Source organism: Thalassolituus hydrocarboniclasticus, assembly GCF_025345565.1.
In the GTDB taxonomy this organism is placed as follows: Bacteria; Pseudomonadota; Gammaproteobacteria; order Pseudomonadales; family Oceanobacteraceae; genus Venatoribacter; species Venatoribacter hydrocarboniclasticus.
Genome location: NZ_CP054475.1, coordinates 3,515,537 through 3,533,400, shown reverse-complemented (window position 1 = coordinate 3,533,400; position 17,864 = coordinate 3,515,537). Strand labels below are relative to the sequence as shown.

The 17,864-nt window shown below is 52.5% G+C and carries 17 protein-coding genes; 12 read left to right on the top strand and 5 right to left on the bottom strand.

What is annotated here, in order from left to right; genetic code table 11:
* Positions 1-77 precede the first annotated feature (77 nt).
* Positions 78-1,685, top strand: coding sequence for a DUF4124 domain-containing protein (locus HUF19_RS15785; protein WP_260997520.1), 1,608 nt, complete (start codon positions 78-80; stop codon positions 1,683-1,685).
* Positions 1,686-1,705: 20 nt separating this feature from the next.
* Here the strand turns inward: HUF19_RS15785 and HUF19_RS15780 are convergent, their stop codons facing one another.
* The gene (locus HUF19_RS15780) at positions 1,706-2,089 is read right to left on the bottom strand and encodes a hypothetical protein (protein WP_260997519.1); all 384 of its coding nucleotides are present in this window, start codon (positions 2,087-2,089) and stop codon (positions 1,706-1,708) included.
* The gene (locus HUF19_RS15775; RefSeq protein ID WP_260997518.1) at positions 2,082-2,360 is read right to left on the bottom strand and encodes a hypothetical protein; all 279 of its coding nucleotides are present in this window, start codon (positions 2,358-2,360) and stop codon (positions 2,082-2,084) included. The genes HUF19_RS15780 and HUF19_RS15775 overlap by 8 nt, the downstream gene beginning before the upstream one ends.
* 240 nt (positions 2,361-2,600) lie before the next feature.
* On the opposite strand from HUF19_RS15775, the gene HUF19_RS15770 reads away from it, so the two are divergent.
* From HUF19_RS15770 to HUF19_RS15740, 7 genes are all read left to right on the top strand, one after another.
* Positions 2,601-4,625, top strand: coding sequence for a TonB-dependent receptor plug domain-containing protein (locus HUF19_RS15770; RefSeq protein WP_260997517.1), 2,025 nt, complete (start codon positions 2,601-2,603; stop codon positions 4,623-4,625).
* 24 nt (positions 4,626-4,649) lie between these two features.
* Positions 4,650-5,786, top strand: coding sequence for an HmuY family protein (locus tag HUF19_RS15765; protein ID WP_260997516.1), 1,137 nt, complete (start codon positions 4,650-4,652; stop codon positions 5,784-5,786).
* Positions 5,787-5,805: 19 nt separating this feature from the next.
* Positions 5,806-6,969, top strand: coding sequence for a hemin-degrading factor (locus tag HUF19_RS15760; protein WP_260997515.1), 1,164 nt, complete (start codon positions 5,806-5,808; stop codon positions 6,967-6,969).
* 65 nt (positions 6,970-7,034) lie between these two features.
* Entirely contained in the window at positions 7,035-7,865 is an 831-nt protein-coding gene (locus HUF19_RS15755; RefSeq protein ID WP_260997514.1) for a heme/hemin ABC transporter substrate-binding protein, read from the top strand.
* 20 nt (positions 7,866-7,885) lie between these two features.
* Positions 7,886-8,956 (top strand): FecCD family ABC transporter permease, encoded by a 1,071-nt coding sequence (locus HUF19_RS15750; RefSeq protein ID WP_260997513.1) that lies wholly within the window; start codon positions 7,886-7,888, stop codon positions 8,954-8,956.
* A 30-nt stretch (positions 8,957-8,986) separates the two neighbouring features.
* Positions 8,987-9,790, top strand: a complete 804-nt coding sequence (locus tag HUF19_RS15745) for a heme ABC transporter ATP-binding protein (protein ID WP_260997512.1) — start codon at positions 8,987-8,989, stop codon at positions 9,788-9,790.
* A 108-nt stretch (positions 9,791-9,898) separates the two neighbouring features.
* The gene (locus tag HUF19_RS15740) at positions 9,899-10,327 is read left to right on the top strand and encodes a hotdog fold thioesterase (protein WP_260997511.1); all 429 of its coding nucleotides are present in this window, start codon (positions 9,899-9,901) and stop codon (positions 10,325-10,327) included.
* 100 nt (positions 10,328-10,427) lie between these two features.
* Here the strand turns inward: HUF19_RS15740 and HUF19_RS15735 are convergent, their stop codons facing one another.
* The 3 genes from HUF19_RS15735 to HUF19_RS15725 form a co-directional block, all read right to left on the bottom strand.
* Positions 10,428-11,510, bottom strand: a complete 1,083-nt coding sequence (locus HUF19_RS15735; protein ID WP_260997510.1) for a M48 family metallopeptidase — start codon at positions 11,508-11,510, stop codon at positions 10,428-10,430.
* A gap of 31 nt (positions 11,511-11,541) precedes the next feature.
* On the bottom strand, positions 11,542-12,606 hold the full coding sequence (locus HUF19_RS15730) for a YjgN family protein (protein ID WP_260997509.1): 1,065 nt from the start codon (positions 12,604-12,606) through the stop codon (positions 11,542-11,544).
* Positions 12,607-12,713: 107 nt separating this feature from the next.
* Positions 12,714-13,544, bottom strand: coding sequence for an MBL fold metallo-hydrolase (locus HUF19_RS15725; RefSeq protein ID WP_260997508.1), 831 nt, complete (start codon positions 13,542-13,544; stop codon positions 12,714-12,716).
* Between the two features lie 445 nt (positions 13,545-13,989).
* On the opposite strand from HUF19_RS15725, the gene HUF19_RS15720 reads away from it, so the two are divergent.
* The 4 genes from HUF19_RS15720 to HUF19_RS15705 all read left to right on the top strand — a co-directional run bounded on the left by HUF19_RS15720 (position 13,990) and on the right by HUF19_RS15705 (position 17,787).
* Positions 13,990-15,543, top strand: coding sequence for a flavin-containing monooxygenase (locus tag HUF19_RS15720; RefSeq protein WP_260997507.1), 1,554 nt, complete (start codon positions 13,990-13,992; stop codon positions 15,541-15,543).
* On the top strand, positions 15,540-16,508 hold the full coding sequence (locus tag HUF19_RS15715; protein ID WP_260997506.1) for a patatin-like phospholipase family protein: 969 nt from the start codon (positions 15,540-15,542) through the stop codon (positions 16,506-16,508). The genes HUF19_RS15720 and HUF19_RS15715 overlap by 4 nt, the downstream gene beginning before the upstream one ends.
* 135 nt (positions 16,509-16,643) lie before the next feature.
* Positions 16,644-17,057 (top strand): NUDIX hydrolase, encoded by a 414-nt coding sequence (locus tag HUF19_RS15710; protein ID WP_260997505.1) that lies wholly within the window; start codon positions 16,644-16,646, stop codon positions 17,055-17,057.
* Between the two features lie 28 nt (positions 17,058-17,085).
* On the top strand, positions 17,086-17,787 hold the full coding sequence (locus tag HUF19_RS15705) for an AraC family transcriptional regulator (RefSeq protein WP_260997504.1): 702 nt from the start codon (positions 17,086-17,088) through the stop codon (positions 17,785-17,787).
* The last annotated feature ends 77 nt before the right edge of the window (positions 17,788-17,864 follow it).

Below are 17,864 nucleotides of genomic sequence, written 5' to 3'. Positions count from 1 at the left end.
CAACAGGCGACGGTTACATGTAACCCCCAAACTGTTACTCTTCATGATAACGGATGAAGGATAACAAGGAGGGTTATATGCGCATAACCGCGCCAGTACTGCTGTTTTCATTATGGGCTGCCAGTGCGCAGGCTCAGGTTTATAAATGGACCGACGATAAGGGTCAGGTGCATTTCAGCGACAAACCTCCGGCAGCCGGTCAGGCGCCAGCTAAAGTCGAAACCTTTAATCCCACGGCCGGGAAGCGTAACAATCATTTATCGGCAGCTCCTGATACTGCCACTGCGCAGTTTGTTTCTTCATCCTCTTCTGATGCCATTCAGTTCGTTGTTTCTTTACGCCAGATGCTGGCCGAAAAAAATTACACCAGCCTGAACCTGCGTCTTCAGGCTCTGAGCCGTTTGCGTGAAAAAGATATTCGCAGTGAGCGCAGCGAAGTTGCCGCCTATGCTGCTTTCCGGGTAATCCGTGAAAATTATCTCCAGCAACTGAACGATTGGGTGAGCAGCAGCCCGGTTAATGTGCAACCCTATATGGCAAGGGCAAATTATTATTACGCGATGGCCTGGGCCAGTCGTGGCGGCAACGTCAGCTCCGAAACCAGTGATCAGCAAATTCAGGGTATGGAGTCTTATGCAAAACTGGCCCGTGCTGATTTGCAGCGGGTTATCCAGCGTAAGGCCGATATGTTGCCGGCCTATGCGTTATTAATCTGGACAGAAAAATTATTAGGAAATGACGAGGGAAGTCAGCAGGCTTTTTCACAGGGAGTAGATTTACAGCCTGCCAGCTATACGCTTTACCGTAATTTTATTATTACTCAGGCTCCTCGCTGGGGTGGTTCCTATGACAGCATGAAGGCCGTTGCGGAAGCCGCAAACTCCGGGGTCAGCAGTAACCCTCTGCTGGCACAAATTCCCGGATTTATTCTGCAGGAAGCAGGCAAAGATTCACGCATCGCGAATCATTATAATGATTCTCTGCAATATTATGATGCCGCGCTGCAGCTGGGTGATAACGATGAAGCGTTCTATGGCAAAGGCTGGACACTGTATGACAAAAAAGAATATGCCGCGGCGGCACAGGCGCATCAGCGGGCAATCACTCTGTATCCTTATGAAAGCAGCTATTACCAGCAACTGGCCTGGAGTGAATATAAACGCGAAGCATACAGTGCAGCGGGTAAAGCAATACGTCAGGCCTGTCAGCTGAATCCTGAGAACGAAAAATATCAGAGTTTGCGTAAAGATATTGCATTGAGCCTGGCGCAAAAAACTTACCAGCAGCGCTCGGAAATGTTGCCCGGAGCGCAGGTTGCGGCTTATCAGCAGGCGCTGCAGTTAGCCCCAGATAATGATGAAGTGTATTACTACCGCGCACTTTATTATGCTCATCAGGGAGACTGGAGCAATGCTGAAGTTGATCTTAAAAAAGCCATCGAGCTGGACCCCGAAGATTTCGACAATTATTACCGGCTGGATTATGCCCTTATCCGGAAAAACAAAGACTTTGCGCAAATAGCCAGATACTGGTTGCAGTACCTTGAATTAAAACCGAATGACAGTAAGGCCCTGCTGGAGATTGCCGGAACTTATTATCATATGAAAGACAAAGAAAAAATGCGCTTTTATGCCCAGAAATCTGCCGATCTGGGCAATGTTGAAGCGCAAAAGTATCTGCAGTGAGTCAGATATTTACAGGCGTTTTAAACCCAGTCGAAGGGTTTTTCTTCGCCGCGGATTAATTTAATCCAGCCTGGCTCATCGCCATCATGCTCTTCCTGCCAGCCGCTGTCAGAGCAGCGTACTTCGCTGCCGAGGGCGGCATGGGCGGCACGGCCACAGTCGAGGTCGGTTGCCCATGGTGTCAGATTCTGTTTAAACCACAGGCTGGCAAAATTTTTCTCGGCATTCTCGTTGAGAAAAATATCCATGTTGCTGCCTTTCACCTGCGCCTGCCAGTGGTGGCTGCCGGCGGTCTCTTTCAGCGTCTGCAGAGGCAGCTGCAGCGCATCCTCAAGCCACTGGTGTACCGCCGCGGGCTCAGCTTTCATGATGTAAATTTCAATATCGGGGAAGTGTTCAGTCATTTTTCCGGGTCAGCCTTATGATGCGCAGAATGCTCAGCGCAATATAACCGAGAGCGGCACACAGAGCACCCACTGCGGCGATGATCAGGCCGGTAAGGCTGATAATTTCCTGCATCAGAGACGGCAACAGATATTTTTGCGCCAGCAGTATGATGCCTATTCCGGTGAAAAAAGCCGCAGCTCCCAGTACAAATAAACGCAGGTTGGCGCGATCCTGCCCGGCTCTGTGCTGCAGCCAGCGCAGCAGTGCAGCCCCTTTGTTTTCAGTCATTGATGATCTCCTGTCGACTGGCAGAGCATAGCAAAACCCCGGCCGCGGTGTGAGCTGGCATAACTTTTCAAACACCTTGTTGCGAATGAATATTATTTGTGTTTATCATCTAAAAGATAATGATTCTCAATTGGTGTTCGTATGTCACGCTGTCTGGTTGCCGTAACAGAACCTTATTCCCGCTGTGTTTTGCCGCTGTTCTGCGCTTGTCTGCTTTTGTGGGGGCCAGCAGCGCAGGCGGTGGAAAATATCACCGGCTCGCTGTTTAACCTCAGCGATGTGGTGGTTTCCGGCAGCCGCAGCGAACGGCCGCTGGCCGATACACCGGTGCGTACCCAGATTCTCGATCAGGCCACCATTCAGCGTCTGCACAGCCGTGATCTGCGCGATGCCCTGCGTATTCTGCCCGGTGTGCAATTACGTGAGATTCACGGCAAGAGCGGCGAAGAAGTCTATCTGCAGGGCTTTAATGGCGACCGCGTATTAATTCTGGTTGACGGTCTGCCGGTGTCCGCCAGTACGGGCTCGACGGTGGATACTTCGCAGCTGGCGATGCTGGATATCGAGCATATTGAAGTTGTGCCCGGCGCGGCTTCGGCGCTGTATGGCAGCGCGGCGATGGGCGGCGTTATTAATGTTATTACCCGTAAAAACCAGAATTCAGAGCGGCGCTTAAGTGGTCATGCTTCTCTGGATTCGGGCACCTATGGCTCACGCCAGCTGGACGACAGCAGGGTATCCGGTGAGCAGCATCTGAATGCCAGCGTAACGCAACGGCTGGGGCAGAGTGAGCTGCGTCTGGGTCTTGATCAGCGCTATTCCTCCGGCTACGACCTCAATCCGGACAGCTGGAGCAGCGATGGCTTCAGCGGTTCGAAAAGTAATCTCAGCGCCATGCTGGCACGGCGTTTTGGTGACAGCCAGTGGCGATTAAATGCCGAGCGTTTTGAGGAAGACAGTGATACCCGTCGTGCAGGAAGCGGCGGCAGCGATGGTATTAAGCGCGAATTATTACAGCGTAATCGTCTGGCGCTGCAGGGCGAATGGCAGAGCCGTATTGGTCAGTGGCAGCTGCAGGCTTTACATGAAATGCAGGATGACCAGTCGGATCAGCTGAACAACGACAGTGCGATACCGGCCGGTAATCTGTGGCGCGACACCGAATATCAGCAGCAGAAAGCCGCTTTGCAATTGCAGTACAGCCTGGATTCGGCACTGGGCTATGGCGCTGAAATAGTGGCCGGGGTTGAAGGTTTCCGTGAGTCCATGGAGCAGGATAAAAATGAAATTAAACTGACCGATGAAGGCCTTGGAGAAAATGATCAGGTCAGTCAGCGGCCGGACGGCACTTATTATGTCAGCACCAATGAAGTGCCCTATGCGCAGCGTAACAGCCGCGAATTTTTCACCCAGCTGATTATTCCTGTTGGTATTAATGCCGAAATTTCATCCGGTGCCCGCTGGCAACACGACAGCGACTTCGGCAACTTTGTGTCGCCATCCGTCAGTGCCCGCCAGAATTTCCAGTGGCGCAATCTGCAATTCCAATGGCGGCAATCCGCCGGGCTGGGTTATCGCGTCCCGAATTTAAAAAACCGTTATTTTATTTTTGACCACAGCGTAAACGGCTACAAAGTTTTGGGTAACGAAGATTTAACCCCGGAAAAATCCCGCAGTTTACAGATGTCATTCTCCCTGACGGATAACGAGCATTTCCATGCCGAACTGGCGCTGTTTAATAACCGCATTCAGGATTTAATCGAAGCGCAGGATTCCGGTGAAAGCGAAGATGGCGGCCGTGTAGCGATTTATCGTTACGCCAATTTTGCCAATGCCCTGACCCGTGGCTATGACCTGAGCCTGCAATGGCAATTACTGCCGGGGCTGCAGCAGCGTCTGTCATTCGGTTATCTCGATGCCCGCGATCTGGATCTGGATACGCCATTAATTAACCGTGCCCGTCATCAGGCTAAAGCCCTGTGGCTGTGGGATATCAGCCATCGCCTGCAATTAACGCTGAGTGGTGAATATCAGGGTGAGCACGTCAGCAGTATCAGTGAAACAGACAGCGGCAGCAGCCAGCTGAATGTCAGCCCGGCGTACAGCCGCTGGGATATTAAAAGCAGCTGGCTTTTAAACGCCCGCACCAGTGTCTACGGCGGTGTAAATAATCTGTTCGATACCGTACGTGACAGTGCGGATGCCTATGACCGCCGTCCGGTATTTGGCCGTATGCCTTATGCCGGTCTCTCTTATCAGTTTTAACCATCCCTAACCAAGGAAAAGAATATGAAATCATCAGGATTAATATCATTTAAACGCCTCATGCTGCCACTGGCGACGGGCAGCGCTTTATTGCTGAGCGGTTGTGGTGGTGATGACAGCTCAGACAATGACGCAGATAACATTAACTCAGCTGAATTCAGTACGTTAAAAATCAATGCCGCCAGCTATACCGACTGGCAGCACGTTAATCTGAGCCGTGGCGAACTGGTAACTTTAACCGCGGAACAGGCGGCCACTTCAACTGACTGGCATATTGCTCTGCGCCGTACTGAAATCAAAATTAATGGTGGTGTTTCCGGCAGCGGTAATGGTAAAGGCGCTCTCGCTGCGACCCCGGATGGTTTTTACGATGCGGAAGGTGATGCCGTTGCTTCGGTATTTACCAATGCCGATGCAGACATTCAGGCTCAGGCATTAAGTGCGGAATATAATCTGGCTGACCTGACGTTTAAAGCCGACCGCTATGTTCCGGCCATTCAGGATTGGTATATCTATAACCCGGCCAACCATCAGATTAGTGCCAACAGCGCTAATGGCTGGTTATTACGCCACGCTGACGGCACCACCTACAGCAAGTTCATTCTCGATGCGGTGAGCTACAGCGAAATTACGCTGCGTTATGAAACTCAGGCAACGGATACCACGCAGTTTGCCGGTGGTGAAAAAACACTGACCGCCGCTGTTGCAGACGGAGCCACAGAACTCTGTCTGGATTTTGATGCTCAGGCCGCAGCAGATTGCGGCGGTGCCGACTGGGATCTGCGTTATGAAATAAACCTTGCCGCACGGGCAATTAATTTATGGAGTAACGGTGGTGTTTATGGCGAAGGTAACGGCGCCGCCTTTGGTGCCATCGCTGCCACTGAATTGGCGGGCTATACCAGTGCCACCATGGTCGACAGCACCAGTATTGCCGCTCATTACCGTACCGATTCTGCCAGCAGTATTTTCAGCGAGTCCAGTTGGTACGCTTACAACCTGAGTGGCGCCCATAAACTCTGGCCAAATTTCCGCACTTATATCGTCGACGCTGACAGCAATACAGAGAGCAGCGAAAAGTTCGCTGTGCAGATCAGTAACTACTACAGCCTGGGCGGCTCCGGCAGCCCGGAAATCCGTTTTAAGAAAATCACCCAGTAAACTCTGCCGGAGACATATTATGACAACAGCAACTATTCATTCGGTATCGGCCAACAGCACAGCTGCGGATATTGTTCAGTTCTTTTCTGATCTTGCCCGGCGCTGGCAGGAGCTGCGTGAAAACAACGAAAAGCTGCGCATCCGCAATGCCGCAGAGCAACTGGGTGTCAGCGAAGCAGAATTGCTGGCCACCCGTGTCGGTAATGGTGTAACGCGCCTGAATAATGATTTTAAAAAACTGTTCACCGAAGTAGAAAGCCTTGGCTCTGTTATGGCGCTGACCCGCAACGACGCTATGGTGCACGAAAAAACCGGCCAATATAAAGATCTGAGTATTCACGGCAATATGGGGCTGGCGCTGGGCGTGATTGATCTGCGCATTTTCTTCAGCCGTTTTGTTTATGGCTTTGCGGTACAGGAAGGTGCAGGTAATAGCATGCGTGAAAGCCTGCAGTTCTTTAACGCTCAGGGCGAGGCCGTGCATAAAATCTATGCCAACAGTAATACCGATATGCAGGCCTTCCGTAATCTGGTGGAGCGTTATCGCGCGGCAGAGCAAAGCGCATTTATCGTTCTGGAAGGAAACCATGCGGACGATGATCAGGCGGCAGATAACCAGGCGAAAGACAGCAAGTCATTATTGCAGGCACCGGAAACACTTAATGTACAGCAGCTGCGTAAAGACTGGAGTGAACTGAAAGATGTACATCATTTTCAGGCGATGCTGAAAAAACATCAGCTGGAACGCATTCCGGCCTACCGGGCTATCGGTGCCGATTACGCCCAGCAGCTGGATAAGCAGGCCTTTGAAGATGCGCTGCTGCAGGCTGCGGCCAGTGAGCTGCCGATTATGGTGTTTGTCGGCAGTGAGGGTATGGTGCAGATTCACACCGGCCCGGTTAAAACCCTGCTGCGTACCGGCCCATGGTTTAACGTGCTCGATCCGGATTTTAATCTGCACGCCAATACCCAATTACTGGAACAGGTCTGGCTGGTGCGTAAACCCACAACCGATGGCGTTGTCAGTGCCTTGGAAATGTTTGATGCCGAAGGCAAACAGGTTGCTTTGTTATTTGGTGAGCGCAAACCGGGAAAACCAGAGCTTGAAGGCTGGCGCGAATTATTAAATAAATTGCTGGCAAAGCATGCACTGGCTGTTCAGTCCGTGGCCGGCGGAGAATAACGATGCGTTATTTTATTCAACTCCGCAGAATCGCGACATTTTCAGCAGGACTGTTCTCGCTTGTCTTGTTCAGTGCCGCTGTGTTTTCTGCCGAGCGGGTGGTCAGTATTGATGGCTCGCTGACGGAAATTATTTACGCACTGAATGCGCAGGATGCTCTGGTTGCGGTTGATACCACCAGTCGTTACCCGCAGGCGGCAACAGAACTGCCGGACGTGGGATATATGCGGCAGTTATCGGCGGAAGGTATTCTGGCTTTGTCACCGACGCTGGTGCTGGCCAGCACCGATGCCGGACCTGACTCTGTGTTTGAGCAACTGCAGCAGGCAGGTGTGAAAATTGTACGTGTCCGTAACCATTATTCCGTCGACGGTGTGCTGAATAAAATACAGGCTGTGGCTGACGCACTTAATAAACCGGAGGCAGGACGCGCACTGGCGGGCAGTATTAAACAGCAGGCCGATGCAGCACTGGCGAGTATTCCTGCAGATGCAGCACCGCCTGCTGCGTTATTTATTCTCGGTGCCGGTAATCGCGGGTTAATGGCAGCAGGCAGTAAAACCCAGGCCGATGCCATGCTGGCACTGTTAAATGCGCGCAACGTTATGGCTTATAACGGCTATAAACCCGTCAGTGCGGAAGCGGTGTTACAGGCCGGGCCAGAGGTTGTATTAATTGCCAATACCGCAGCGGCAGCTGATGCATCGCAAACACAGAGTGCGGCATTAAATACACAACTGGCGATGACGCCAGCCTTCCGTCAGCAACGTATTCATACTCTGGATACTTCACTGGTATTGGGTTTCGGACCGCGTATTGGCAGCGCTTTAGAGCAATTAGTGACGCTGCTTTATCCGCCTGAAATGCAGACGCTGTCTTCTGCGGAGCAACCCTGATGCCCGGTGCGGCCATAGGTTTGCAAGGGCCACGCCTGGCCCTGTTGCAGTCTGCGGCGTTGCGTCAGGCGCTGTTATTTTTTACCGCCGCCGGGTTACTGGTTTTGCTGATTTTATTATCGTTGCGTACCGGCCCGGTAGAATTAACCAACGCCCAGGTGCTGCAGTCGTTATGGAACGCCGTGACCTTTGCCGACATTCAGGGGCAGAGTGACTGGGTGATACGTGAATTACGCCTGCCGCGCACTCTTCTGGCGGTACTTATCGGTGCGGGTCTGGCGGCGGCCGGAGCAGTTACTCAGGGAGTTTTCCGTAATCCGCTGGCCGACCCCGGATTAATCGGTGTGGCCAGTGGTGCGGCACTGGCGGCGGTTGCCGTTATTGTTTTAAAAGATTCTCTGCTGGCGTTCTGGGTCGCGGTTATGGGGCCTCTGGCCTTACCGATTGCTGCATTTCTCGGCGGTCTGGCAGTTACTCTGGTGATTTACCGTTTAGGTACCCGTAATGGTCAGACGCAGGTAGCAACGCTGCTATTGGCCGGTGTGGCCATTAACGTATTAACCGGGGCATTAACCGGCATTCTTACCTACATGGCCGACGATCAGGCATTGCGTTCTATGACGTTCTGGTCAATGGGAAGTCTGGCTCATGGGCGCTGGCCGGAAATTGCGGCTCTCAGTGTCTGTATTATTTTACCTTTATGTTTTCTGCCGCGTTTTGCGCGGTTATTAAATGCGTTATTACTGGGCGAGGCGGTAGCAACCCACCTGGGTTATCGCGTGCAACAGGCCAAACTCTGGTTAATTGCGGCTGCAGCGTTAATGGTCGGCGCCGGTGTTGCAGTAGCGGGCATGATTGGTTTTATCGGTCTGGTGGTGCCGCATTTGTTACGCCTGTTAATCGGACCGGATCACCGCGCGTTATTACCGGCCTCTGTGTTATTGGGCGCTTCGTTGTTATTGATTGCCGATATGATTGCCCGTACCTGGCTGGCCCCGGCTGATTTACCTGTGGGGCTGGTTATGGCAGTGATTGGCGGGCCGGTATTTTTAAGCCTGTTGTTGCAGCAGGTAAAACACAGCCGTGGCTGAGCGGTTCTCTGGCTGCAACAGGAGCAGATAATGCTGAATGTAAAAAATCTTAGTGTGAGTGTGGGGAGTGCCACAGGACGGTTGCCGAAAACTTTGCTGAGCGGAATTAACCTGCATCTGGGTTATGGCGAAAAACTGGCTGTATTAGGCGCTAACGGTGCCGGTAAATCCACGTTGTTAAAATGCCTTTGCGGTGAGCTCAGCGATTATAGCGGCGATATTATTCTTGATCATTTATCGCTTAAATTCTGGAACGGTGCTGAACGTGCACGGCAGATGGCGGTAATGCCGCAAAAAGTTGAGCTGGCATTTCCGTTCCGGGTTGATCAGGTCGTGGCTCTGGGGCGTGCGCCTCATGGTGACGAATTTCACAGTGCAGAACTGCAGCGGGCGGCTATGCAGTGTGCCGATGTCTGGCATCTGCGCCGGCGCAGTTATTCCGGGTTATCCGGCGGCGAACAGCAGAGAGTGCAGCTGGCACGGGTACTGGCGCAGATTTGGGTGCCAGAAAAAAATGCCGATGGCCGCGAACTGCCACGCTATTTATTGCTCGACGAATGCACCTCAGCCCTCGATCCGGCCCATCAGCACAGCATAATGCAGCGTGTCGGTGAATTTGCCGGGCTGGGCGTGGCGGTACTGGCGGTGATGCACGATATCAGTCTGGCGGCTTCCTGGGCCGATCGTGTGCTGATCTTACGTCACGGTGAGGTGCTGGCCTGTGGTGCGGTGGAGTTGCTGGCGGATGCGCAGTTACTGGCTGAGGCTTATGCGCTGGATATGCCGCTGGCGCAGCGTTATGCACAGCAAAATCTGGGCTGGATGCAGGCCTGATACAGACCGTTCGCCAGCGGAGGCTAAAGTCGGGGTGCATGGCCCCGGGCTTTCTGATAAAAAACTTATCTGCAGAAATACAACAAACACACAAAAGCAGAGGTTTTGATGAGCAGTATCTGGTTTGCCACCCCCGACATCGCGGATATGAACCGCCAGATGGAAAATACCGCCTGCAGTAATTTAGGCATTGTTATCACCGAAGCGGGTGACGACTATGTGGTCGGAACCATGCCGGCCGATGAGCGTACCTTTCAGCCGGTCGGATTGGTGCATGGCGGCGCCAATGTATTATTTGCCGAAACTCTGGGCAGTATGGCAGCGAATCTGTGTCTGGATAACAGTAAAGAGTATGCGGTGGGTCAGGAAATTAATGCCAACCACCTGCGTGGCGTACGTTCCGGCACCTTAACCGGCATTGCTAAGCTGGTGCACAAAGGCCGTACTTCTCAGGTCTGGGAAATCCGTATTAATAATGCCGAAGGCAAGCTGAGCTGTATTTCTCGTCTGACCATGGCGGTGATTGCTGCGCAATAAGAAACAAGAGTGCGCAATAAGCAGCATGAGAGCGCAGTAAACTGCGAAAGAGCGATACCTGTTTACCGGTATCGCTTTTTTCGTCACCGCAATCAGAGCATTATTTTGTGTCTGGCTGCCATTCTTCAGCAGCTTTAATCCGCTCTAATGTATCCGGGTGTGAACTCAGATATTCCAGTAATTCCTTACCGTTGTCTTCACCGCTCCCATTGCCCTGCAGTTGTTCATCGCTGGCACCATGAGATTTCATCAGTGCGCGCATGGCGTTGGCAAAATCTACCGGTGAATGACCGATTTTATGCAATTGGGTATAGGCATAAGCATCGGCTTCGCGCTCCATATCGCGTGAGAATGCGCTCTGCAGCAAGCTGGTTCCGGCACCCAAAATCAGTTCGCCGGCACCGTCGATATCGCCGAACATCATGGCAAACATCATGGTGGTTGCCGTAGCCTGCGCCAGTGTTTTTAAGCTGTGCTTATGTTCAACATGGCCAATCTCATGCAGCAGAACTGCATTAAGCTGTTCCGGGTGATCCTGCATTAACTCAACAATTCCGTCGGTCAGAATCACGCTGCCGTCGGGCAGGGCAAAGGCATTGGCGCCGATACTGCTGGCGCGGAAATATAAGCGGAATTTATCCTCTGGCAGTTCCAGTCGCTGCAGAATGGCGTGCCAGTCGGCGGTGATTTTTTCCTGTTGCTCGTCGCTGACCTGAGTGGGTTCCATATAAAAGCGGTCAAGCAGATCCATTGTCTGCGACCCCAGTTCGACTGCAACAAAATCGGGCAAATATTGCACGCTGGCACTGGCGGCGGAAGGAATCACCTTGTGCACCATCAGCCAGACAAAGCCCGGAACCAGAATAACTGCGGCCAGTACGGCTACCCAGTGGGTTTCAAGCCAGGCGGGTAAACGTTTGGCGCCAGATAAACCCGGCCAGCGGAAAGACGCATCGTTGGGAATAAAACGGGCGCCGTCAGCAAAGATTAATTCGGCCGGCAGGCCGGGAATAATATCGCCATACTGCATATCCTGAGCATTGCTGTAATGCAGTGGGCGCTGATCATTGGCGGCGATAATCTGTACGCTGCCATTATCATTAATACGGGCACTGGCCGGGTGTGCTTCTGCACGACCGGCCAGCTGGAAGGTGCCCGCAATGGGTGAGCTATCGGTTGCCATGCGGGCTTCTCCCTTTGGATTTACGGATGAATCAGGTCAGTGACAGGTCCGCGTCAAACAGACCGGCGGCTTCTTCGCCAAAAGCAGAATCCTGATCGCTGACGGTATTCACCAGATGATCTGCGGCTGGTTGCAGATTAACCAGTGTGGCATCCGCAAGAAACTTGTTTTTACGGATTTGTGTTACCGGATAAGCCAGGCCCAGAGTAAAGATCAGCAACAGAGCGTTGGACAGCATCAGCCAGACATAAGGCATGGCCACAACACTGGAATTAAATGATACTACGCCATCGATGCTCAGGTTGTTCATTACATGGTTGCGGATCATGCTCTGGTACACCGCAGCAATCACATAACCAAACATAAAGTAGCTGATCATGATGATGATCATACCGCCTATTGCCGCAGGATTTTCGGCAGCCAATGCTGCAAATACACCGCTGCCCAGAATAGCCAGGGCAATAAAGTACAGAATAGCCAGACCAATGCAGGCAAATACCGCTTTGTAGTAATAACCCGCCGAAGAATTCAGGCTGAAATTATGACCGCCAAAGCTGATGGATTCATGAACGTATTTCTGCAGGCGCTGGATAACCCATGGCATGGCCAGACCGAAGGTCAGGGCACCGAGAATAGGCAGCAGAATAAAATGCAGTAATACGCCGCCGTAATTGGCATTAAAGGAAAAGCGCACGTTACGGTAAGCGGTCATGCGCAGGCTGAAACGCAGACCCTGAATCAGCAGCCACGGCATGGCAGCCAGCAACAGCAGCATCAGCACCAGATTGGCAACCGGATGCATGCTGGACAGCAATACGTACAAGCCAAAAAGAATAACCGCGATAATACGGCCACGCAGAATCTGCAGAGGTGTCGCCAGATACTGTAAACGATGGCCTTCGACCTGAGTGTGGCCGTAGAGGTATTGGGTGTTACGAACTTTGGCCCAGGCGCTGTAAATGCCCAGCGTCAGAATGCTGAGCAGCATATTTACCAGCCAGAGCTTCAGGTACTCACCTTTTTTACCGGAAAATACTACCGGCAGGGTACGGGTTTCGCCAGCGTTGCTGACATCAGGGGAAACAGATGGATTCATCCGGATACGTCCTTGTTTGATTGGGCCGCAATTTATAACCAAATCAACGATCCACTGCAATCCTGATGACCCCTGTTCCGCCTTTTTTGGCAGCGGATTACATATATTTATAAGGAATAGGCCAGCGCCTGCCGGATAAGATTGGTTTTGGATATGTTGTAACCTGATATTTTCGCCAGCCAGTCTTCCGGGCCGAGAATCCGGATAACAATCTCTTCTTCTTTTAACCCCTGCTGCTGTAACTGCTGTGCCTGTTTACACAGCTGGTAAAGATTGTCGCGCTTTTCCTGTAATGCTGCTTTGCCGTCTTCGACAATACCGCGGTGCGGGCAGAATAAAATTTCAAAATCCAGCGCCAGTAATTTATCCAGACTGTGAATCAGTTCGCCCAGATGTTCATCAATGCGCAGATATTTCAGCGACTTGGAAATATACATATCGCCGCTGAATAAATACTTCTGTTGTGGCAGAAACAGGCAGGTTAAATCTTTGGCGTGACCCGGGGTGTGTACAGGAATAACCGGACTGCCATCGCTCAGCGTCAGGTCGTTATGCAAAGCCTGAGTTGCTACCGGCCGCGGGCTGCCCCAGATGATTCTCTGCAGTAATGGTGTGCGGTAGCCACGCGCCAGTTTTTCCTGCCCCTGTACCGGTGCGTGGGGCAGTACGCCGGTCAGCTGACTGATTCGCTGGGCATTACCACTATGATCTTCATGGTGATGAGTAATTAACAGCTGACGCAGCGCTGTTTGTTGATGATCTTCCTGTAGCACCTGTTTTACTTCACGCCATTGATTAGACGGACCGGTATCAATCAGCGTGTCGCCAATACGATAAACAATAAAAGTGGTATTGATGCCCAGATTAAAACGGCCGACACGGGTGCCGGTTACGGAATGCTCACCATTGTCGTAACGGTATTTTTTGCGGATGGGCATGTTCGGGGCCTCGGAATAATGCTGCACAGCTTCGGGTGAGCGCAGCAGTATGGATTTAAAACCGCGGCGCGTTAATAGCTTTATGGCGCACACTCTGTGGCAAAAATGCCAGATTCAGAGATTTCTCTGCTCAGATAATGTGCAGCTGCCATTGCGAAAAGAGAGCCGTGTTATCTGCTGTGCTTTGCGGACAATATGCGGCCGCCAGAGCCCGGTGTGCTGACACAAATTCACCTGCGGCTACCAATTACTACCCGCCAGCCCAGACTTTGTGCGGGCTGGCGTCTGCCGGGCGGGTGTCGTGGCCGATGGTTCAAAATTGACGCCCCATTCTGCTTTGGGTAGTCTGGCTAAAACGGAATGATTTATCATCTTTGAGCTGCCAGCAGAGGATCTTCCGCATTTTCACCCAAACTGCCCGGATCAGAGGCCAGGAACAATAATAATGAAGAAAACACACTGGGATACCATCATCATCGGGGCCGGGGTCAGCGGTATCGGTGCTGCGATTAAACTGCTGGAGCAGGGCTTCAGCGATTTTCTGATTCTGGAAAAATACCCGGATCTGGGTGGTTGCTGGCGCGACAATACCTATCCGGGCTGTGCCTGCGATGTGCCTTCGGCGCTGTACTCGTATTCGTTTGCGCAGAAACCAGACTGGAGCCGCGCCTTTGCGCCGCAGGCGGAAATTCTCAGTTATGTGCGCAGCACAGCAGAGCGTTTTGGTATCACGCCTTTTATCCGCTATGGCATCGCAGTGGAAGACAGTTTCTGGCAGGAAGAGTCTCAGCAGTGGTTAATTAAAACCGCAGAGGGCGATGTTAAAACCGAGCTGACGGCCAACAAAGTCATTTCGGCGGTGGGTTATCTGCATGAGCCCATCATGCCGAAGTTGCCTGGGCTTAATGAATTTAACGGCGAGGTATTTCATTCATCACGCTGGAATCACGACTGTGATTTAAGCGGAAAGCGCGTGGCGGTGATCGGCACCGGCGCCTCGGCTATTCAGTTTGTACCGGAAATACAGCCAAAAGTTGGCAAGCTGAGTATTTTCCAGCGCACGCCACAATGGATTCTGCCCAAACCCGATCACCGTATTCCGGCCATTGAGCGGGCTTTTTTCCGTCTGCCGTTAACCCTGAACAGCTGGCGTAAACTCATTTACACCGGTTTTGAAGCCTTCGGCGTCGGCTTCCGTAAGCCGCTGCTATTAAAGTGGATGCAAAAAATCGCCAGTGCGCACATTAAGCGCAAAATTAAAGATCCGGAATTGCGCCGTAAATTAACCCCGGATTACACCATGGGCTGTAAGCGCGTATTGCTGTCGAATAATTATTATCCGGCGGTGGCGAAAAGCAACGTTGAGGTGCTGGCCACCGGTGTGAAAGAAATCCGTGGTAATACAGTGGTGGGTCAGGATGGCAGCGAAGCCGAAGTGGATGTGATTATTCTGGGTACCGGTTTCCATGTATCCGATGTGCCTGTCGCCCGCCATGTGCATGGTCGCGATGGTCGCTCGCTGGATGATGTCTGGCAGGGCAGTCCGGAGGCTTACCGTGGCACCTGTATTCATAACTTTCCGAATTTCTTTTTAATTCTTGGCCCTAATCTGGCCATTGGGCATAACTCGGCTTTTATCGTGATCGAAGCGCAGATCAAATACATCATGGGTGCGATAAAAGCCATGCAACGAAATCAGCTGCAAACGCTGGAAGTGAAAGCTGAGGTACAGCAGGGTTATAACCAACAGGTGCAGCAGGAACTGCAGGGCACAGTCTGGAATACCGGCGGCTGCTCCAGTTATTACCTCGACCAGAATGGCAAAAACAGTATTGGTTTTCCCTGGAGCACTTACCGTATGCGTAAATTGTTAGGTCGCTTTGATATGGCATCTTATGTGGGGCTGGCAAAGGTTGATTGGGCGGCCCGGAACATAACCGCCAGCAGCCAGAAAAAAACGACAGCGCGGCGTAAAAAAGCCACGGAGGCCAGCGTATGACTCAGCCAAAACGGGCGTTGGTGTTGGGTTGTGGTGCCGTTGCCGGCGGCGCCTGGAGCATTGCTGCACTGCAGGCGGTGAGCAAACAGCTGAACTGGAATCCGGCCGATGCCGATATTATGGTCGGCACTTCGGTGGGGGCAGTGCTGGCTGCACTGCTGGCCAGTGGTGTCAGTCTGGAACGCTTAGTCGCTGCGCAAAATAATGAGCCACAGCAAGGCTGTTGCTGGAATCACGCCACCGACTCCGGCGGTAAATTACCACCCTGGCCACAATGGAAATTCAGTGGCCCGGCATTATTTAAAAAAGCCTTAAACCGCGAAGTCAGCTTACTCACCGGAATCTGCGGAATACTGCCCCGTGGCCGTACCGATATGTCGGGCTTTGTACGCCTTATTCAGTCGGCATCGGCCGGAGATGCCTGGCCACAAGCGCTGCAGGCCGGACAGAAAACACAGAAAAAACTCTGGCTGATGGCGGTGGATACAAAAACCGCCGCACGCCGTGCCATTGGTAGTCAGGCAGAGGATTTTACTCAGGTGCCATTATCGCGTGCGGTGTGTGCTTCCTATGCAGTGCCGGGCTGTTGTCCGCCAGTGAATATTCAGGGGAATACTTATCTGGATGGCGGTATTGTGTCACCGGCGTCGGCGGATTTATTGGTTAATGAAGACGTCGATGAGGTCATTATTATTGCGCCGATGGCATCGCGCTGGCCGGGCAAATCCGGCAGTATTTTTAATGCCGTTGAGCGTTACGCCCGCAAGGGGATGACACGTATTGTTGATCGCGAAGAAGCCATGCTGCGTGCTGCTGGCAAACGGGTAATCCGTATCGAACCGAACGAAGATGACTTACAGGCTTTTGGCTGGAATCTGCTCGATCCGGCACGGCGGCAGGGCGTGTTTGATACCGCGTTATTAACCACACCGGCAACGGTAGCTCAGGCCATTGCAATGGCCTGATGTTTATTCCGCTGTGCAGTCCGGATGTTCTGCGGGCTGGCAGCGGAACCTCTGGGTAACTTGCTGAATCGACGCTGGCTGGTTATAAGATAGCCCCGGAGTCGTCACGCCCGTTCATTCAGTCAGGATACCGCCATGTCTGTTGCTATTATTCCTCAGCCTTTCGCACCCTGCGTGTCATTTATTCTGCTGCGCGATGGTTGTGTGTTGCTGGAAAAACGCCGCGACGATAAAGAAATCGATCCGGGACTGGTGATGGTGCCGGGCGGGCATATGGAAGAGGGCGAACATCAGCACGACACATTAATACGTGAGCTGGACGAAGAGCTGGGTATTCAGCCGCGCAATGCCCGCTACGTCTGTTCGCTGCTGCACCCAACTGATGAACTGCAATTACTGCATTATTATCTGGTCACAGAATGGAGCGGGGATATTCAGGCGCACGAGGCTGAAGCCGTATTCTGGCAACCCTTGTCGGAACTGGATGCGCTGGATATCACGCCTGATCATACGGCTATTGCCGAAGCGCTGCGTTTGTATGGCGCTTAATTCTTTAATCACGGCGTAAACAATTTCCGTGCTGATTATTAAACCCGGTATTCTGGCCTTTTACAGCCCGCAAATACTTGCCGATAAACACCAACACGCGGCTCTGCAACTGGTGTGGCCCGGCGCGCAGGGCCACTGGCAACTGAACGCTGAAAAAGGCACAGGCCCATTGCTGATTGCACCGCAAGCGGAGCACGATCTGGCTGCTGAACAGTGCTGGATTATTTTGCTGGAGCCTCTGTCTGTCGCCGGTAAACATGCTTTGCAACACATGAACGGCCAGCTGTTGGTATCCCTGTCTGGCCCGGCATCTGCGCCGGACAGCGCAGAGTTACTGGCGGCGTTAAGCCATCTGCTGGGGCTTGATAAACAGGCATTTAATCTGCAAATAACCGACAGCCGCCTGCTGCGTCTGCAGCAGCAACTGGATCAGTGTTTTAACGGCGGCTGCATAAAACCTTCGCAATGGCGTGCGCGGGATATTGCCGCCGGACTGGCGTTGTCGGAGAGCCGTTTTCTGCATCTGTTCCGTGAGCAGATGCACATGCCCTGGCGGCCCTATCTGCTATGGCGCCGCCTGCTCTGTGCGGTGCAGGCGTTACATCAGGGGAAGAGTGCGACCACAGCAGCGCAGGATGCGGGCTTTGCCGACAGTGCTCATCTTAGCCGGACTTTCCGTCGTCATTTTGGGTTATCGGTGCGTGAGGCGGTGCAGCTGGCCCGCAATTAATCACCACCATTAATCAGCACCATAAATCACACGAACAAGTCAGCCAGTTTATTCAAGTTATCAGCCTGTGCCGGCGC

Coding starts and splice junctions, on each gene's coding strand:
- HUF19_RS15785 (WP_260997520.1), top strand. CDS start 78: ATGCGCATAACCGCGCCAGTACTGCTGTTTTCATTATGGGCTGCCAGT.
- HUF19_RS15780 (WP_260997519.1), bottom strand. CDS start 2,089: ATGACTGAACACTTCCCCGATATTGAAATTTACATCATGAAAGCTGAG.
- HUF19_RS15775 (WP_260997518.1), bottom strand. CDS start 2,360: ATGACTGAAAACAAAGGGGCTGCACTGCTGCGCTGGCTGCAGCACAGA.
- HUF19_RS15765 (WP_260997516.1), top strand. CDS start 4,650: ATGAAATCATCAGGATTAATATCATTTAAACGCCTCATGCTGCCACTG.
- HUF19_RS15760 (WP_260997515.1), top strand. CDS start 5,806: ATGACAACAGCAACTATTCATTCGGTATCGGCCAACAGCACAGCTGCG.
- HUF19_RS15745 (WP_260997512.1), top strand. CDS start 8,987: ATGCTGAATGTAAAAAATCTTAGTGTGAGTGTGGGGAGTGCCACAGGA.
- HUF19_RS15740 (WP_260997511.1), top strand. CDS start 9,899: ATGAGCAGTATCTGGTTTGCCACCCCCGACATCGCGGATATGAACCGC.
- HUF19_RS15735 (WP_260997510.1), bottom strand. CDS start 11,510: ATGGCAACCGATAGCTCACCCATTGCGGGCACCTTCCAGCTGGCCGGT.
- HUF19_RS15730 (WP_260997509.1), bottom strand. CDS start 12,606: ATGAATCCATCTGTTTCCCCTGATGTCAGCAACGCTGGCGAAACCCGT.
- HUF19_RS15725 (WP_260997508.1), bottom strand. CDS start 13,544: ATGCCCATCCGCAAAAAATACCGTTACGACAATGGTGAGCATTCCGTA.
- HUF19_RS15720 (WP_260997507.1), top strand. CDS start 13,990: ATGAAGAAAACACACTGGGATACCATCATCATCGGGGCCGGGGTCAGC.
- HUF19_RS15715 (WP_260997506.1), top strand. CDS start 15,540: ATGACTCAGCCAAAACGGGCGTTGGTGTTGGGTTGTGGTGCCGTTGCC.
- HUF19_RS15710 (WP_260997505.1), top strand. CDS start 16,644: ATGTCTGTTGCTATTATTCCTCAGCCTTTCGCACCCTGCGTGTCATTT.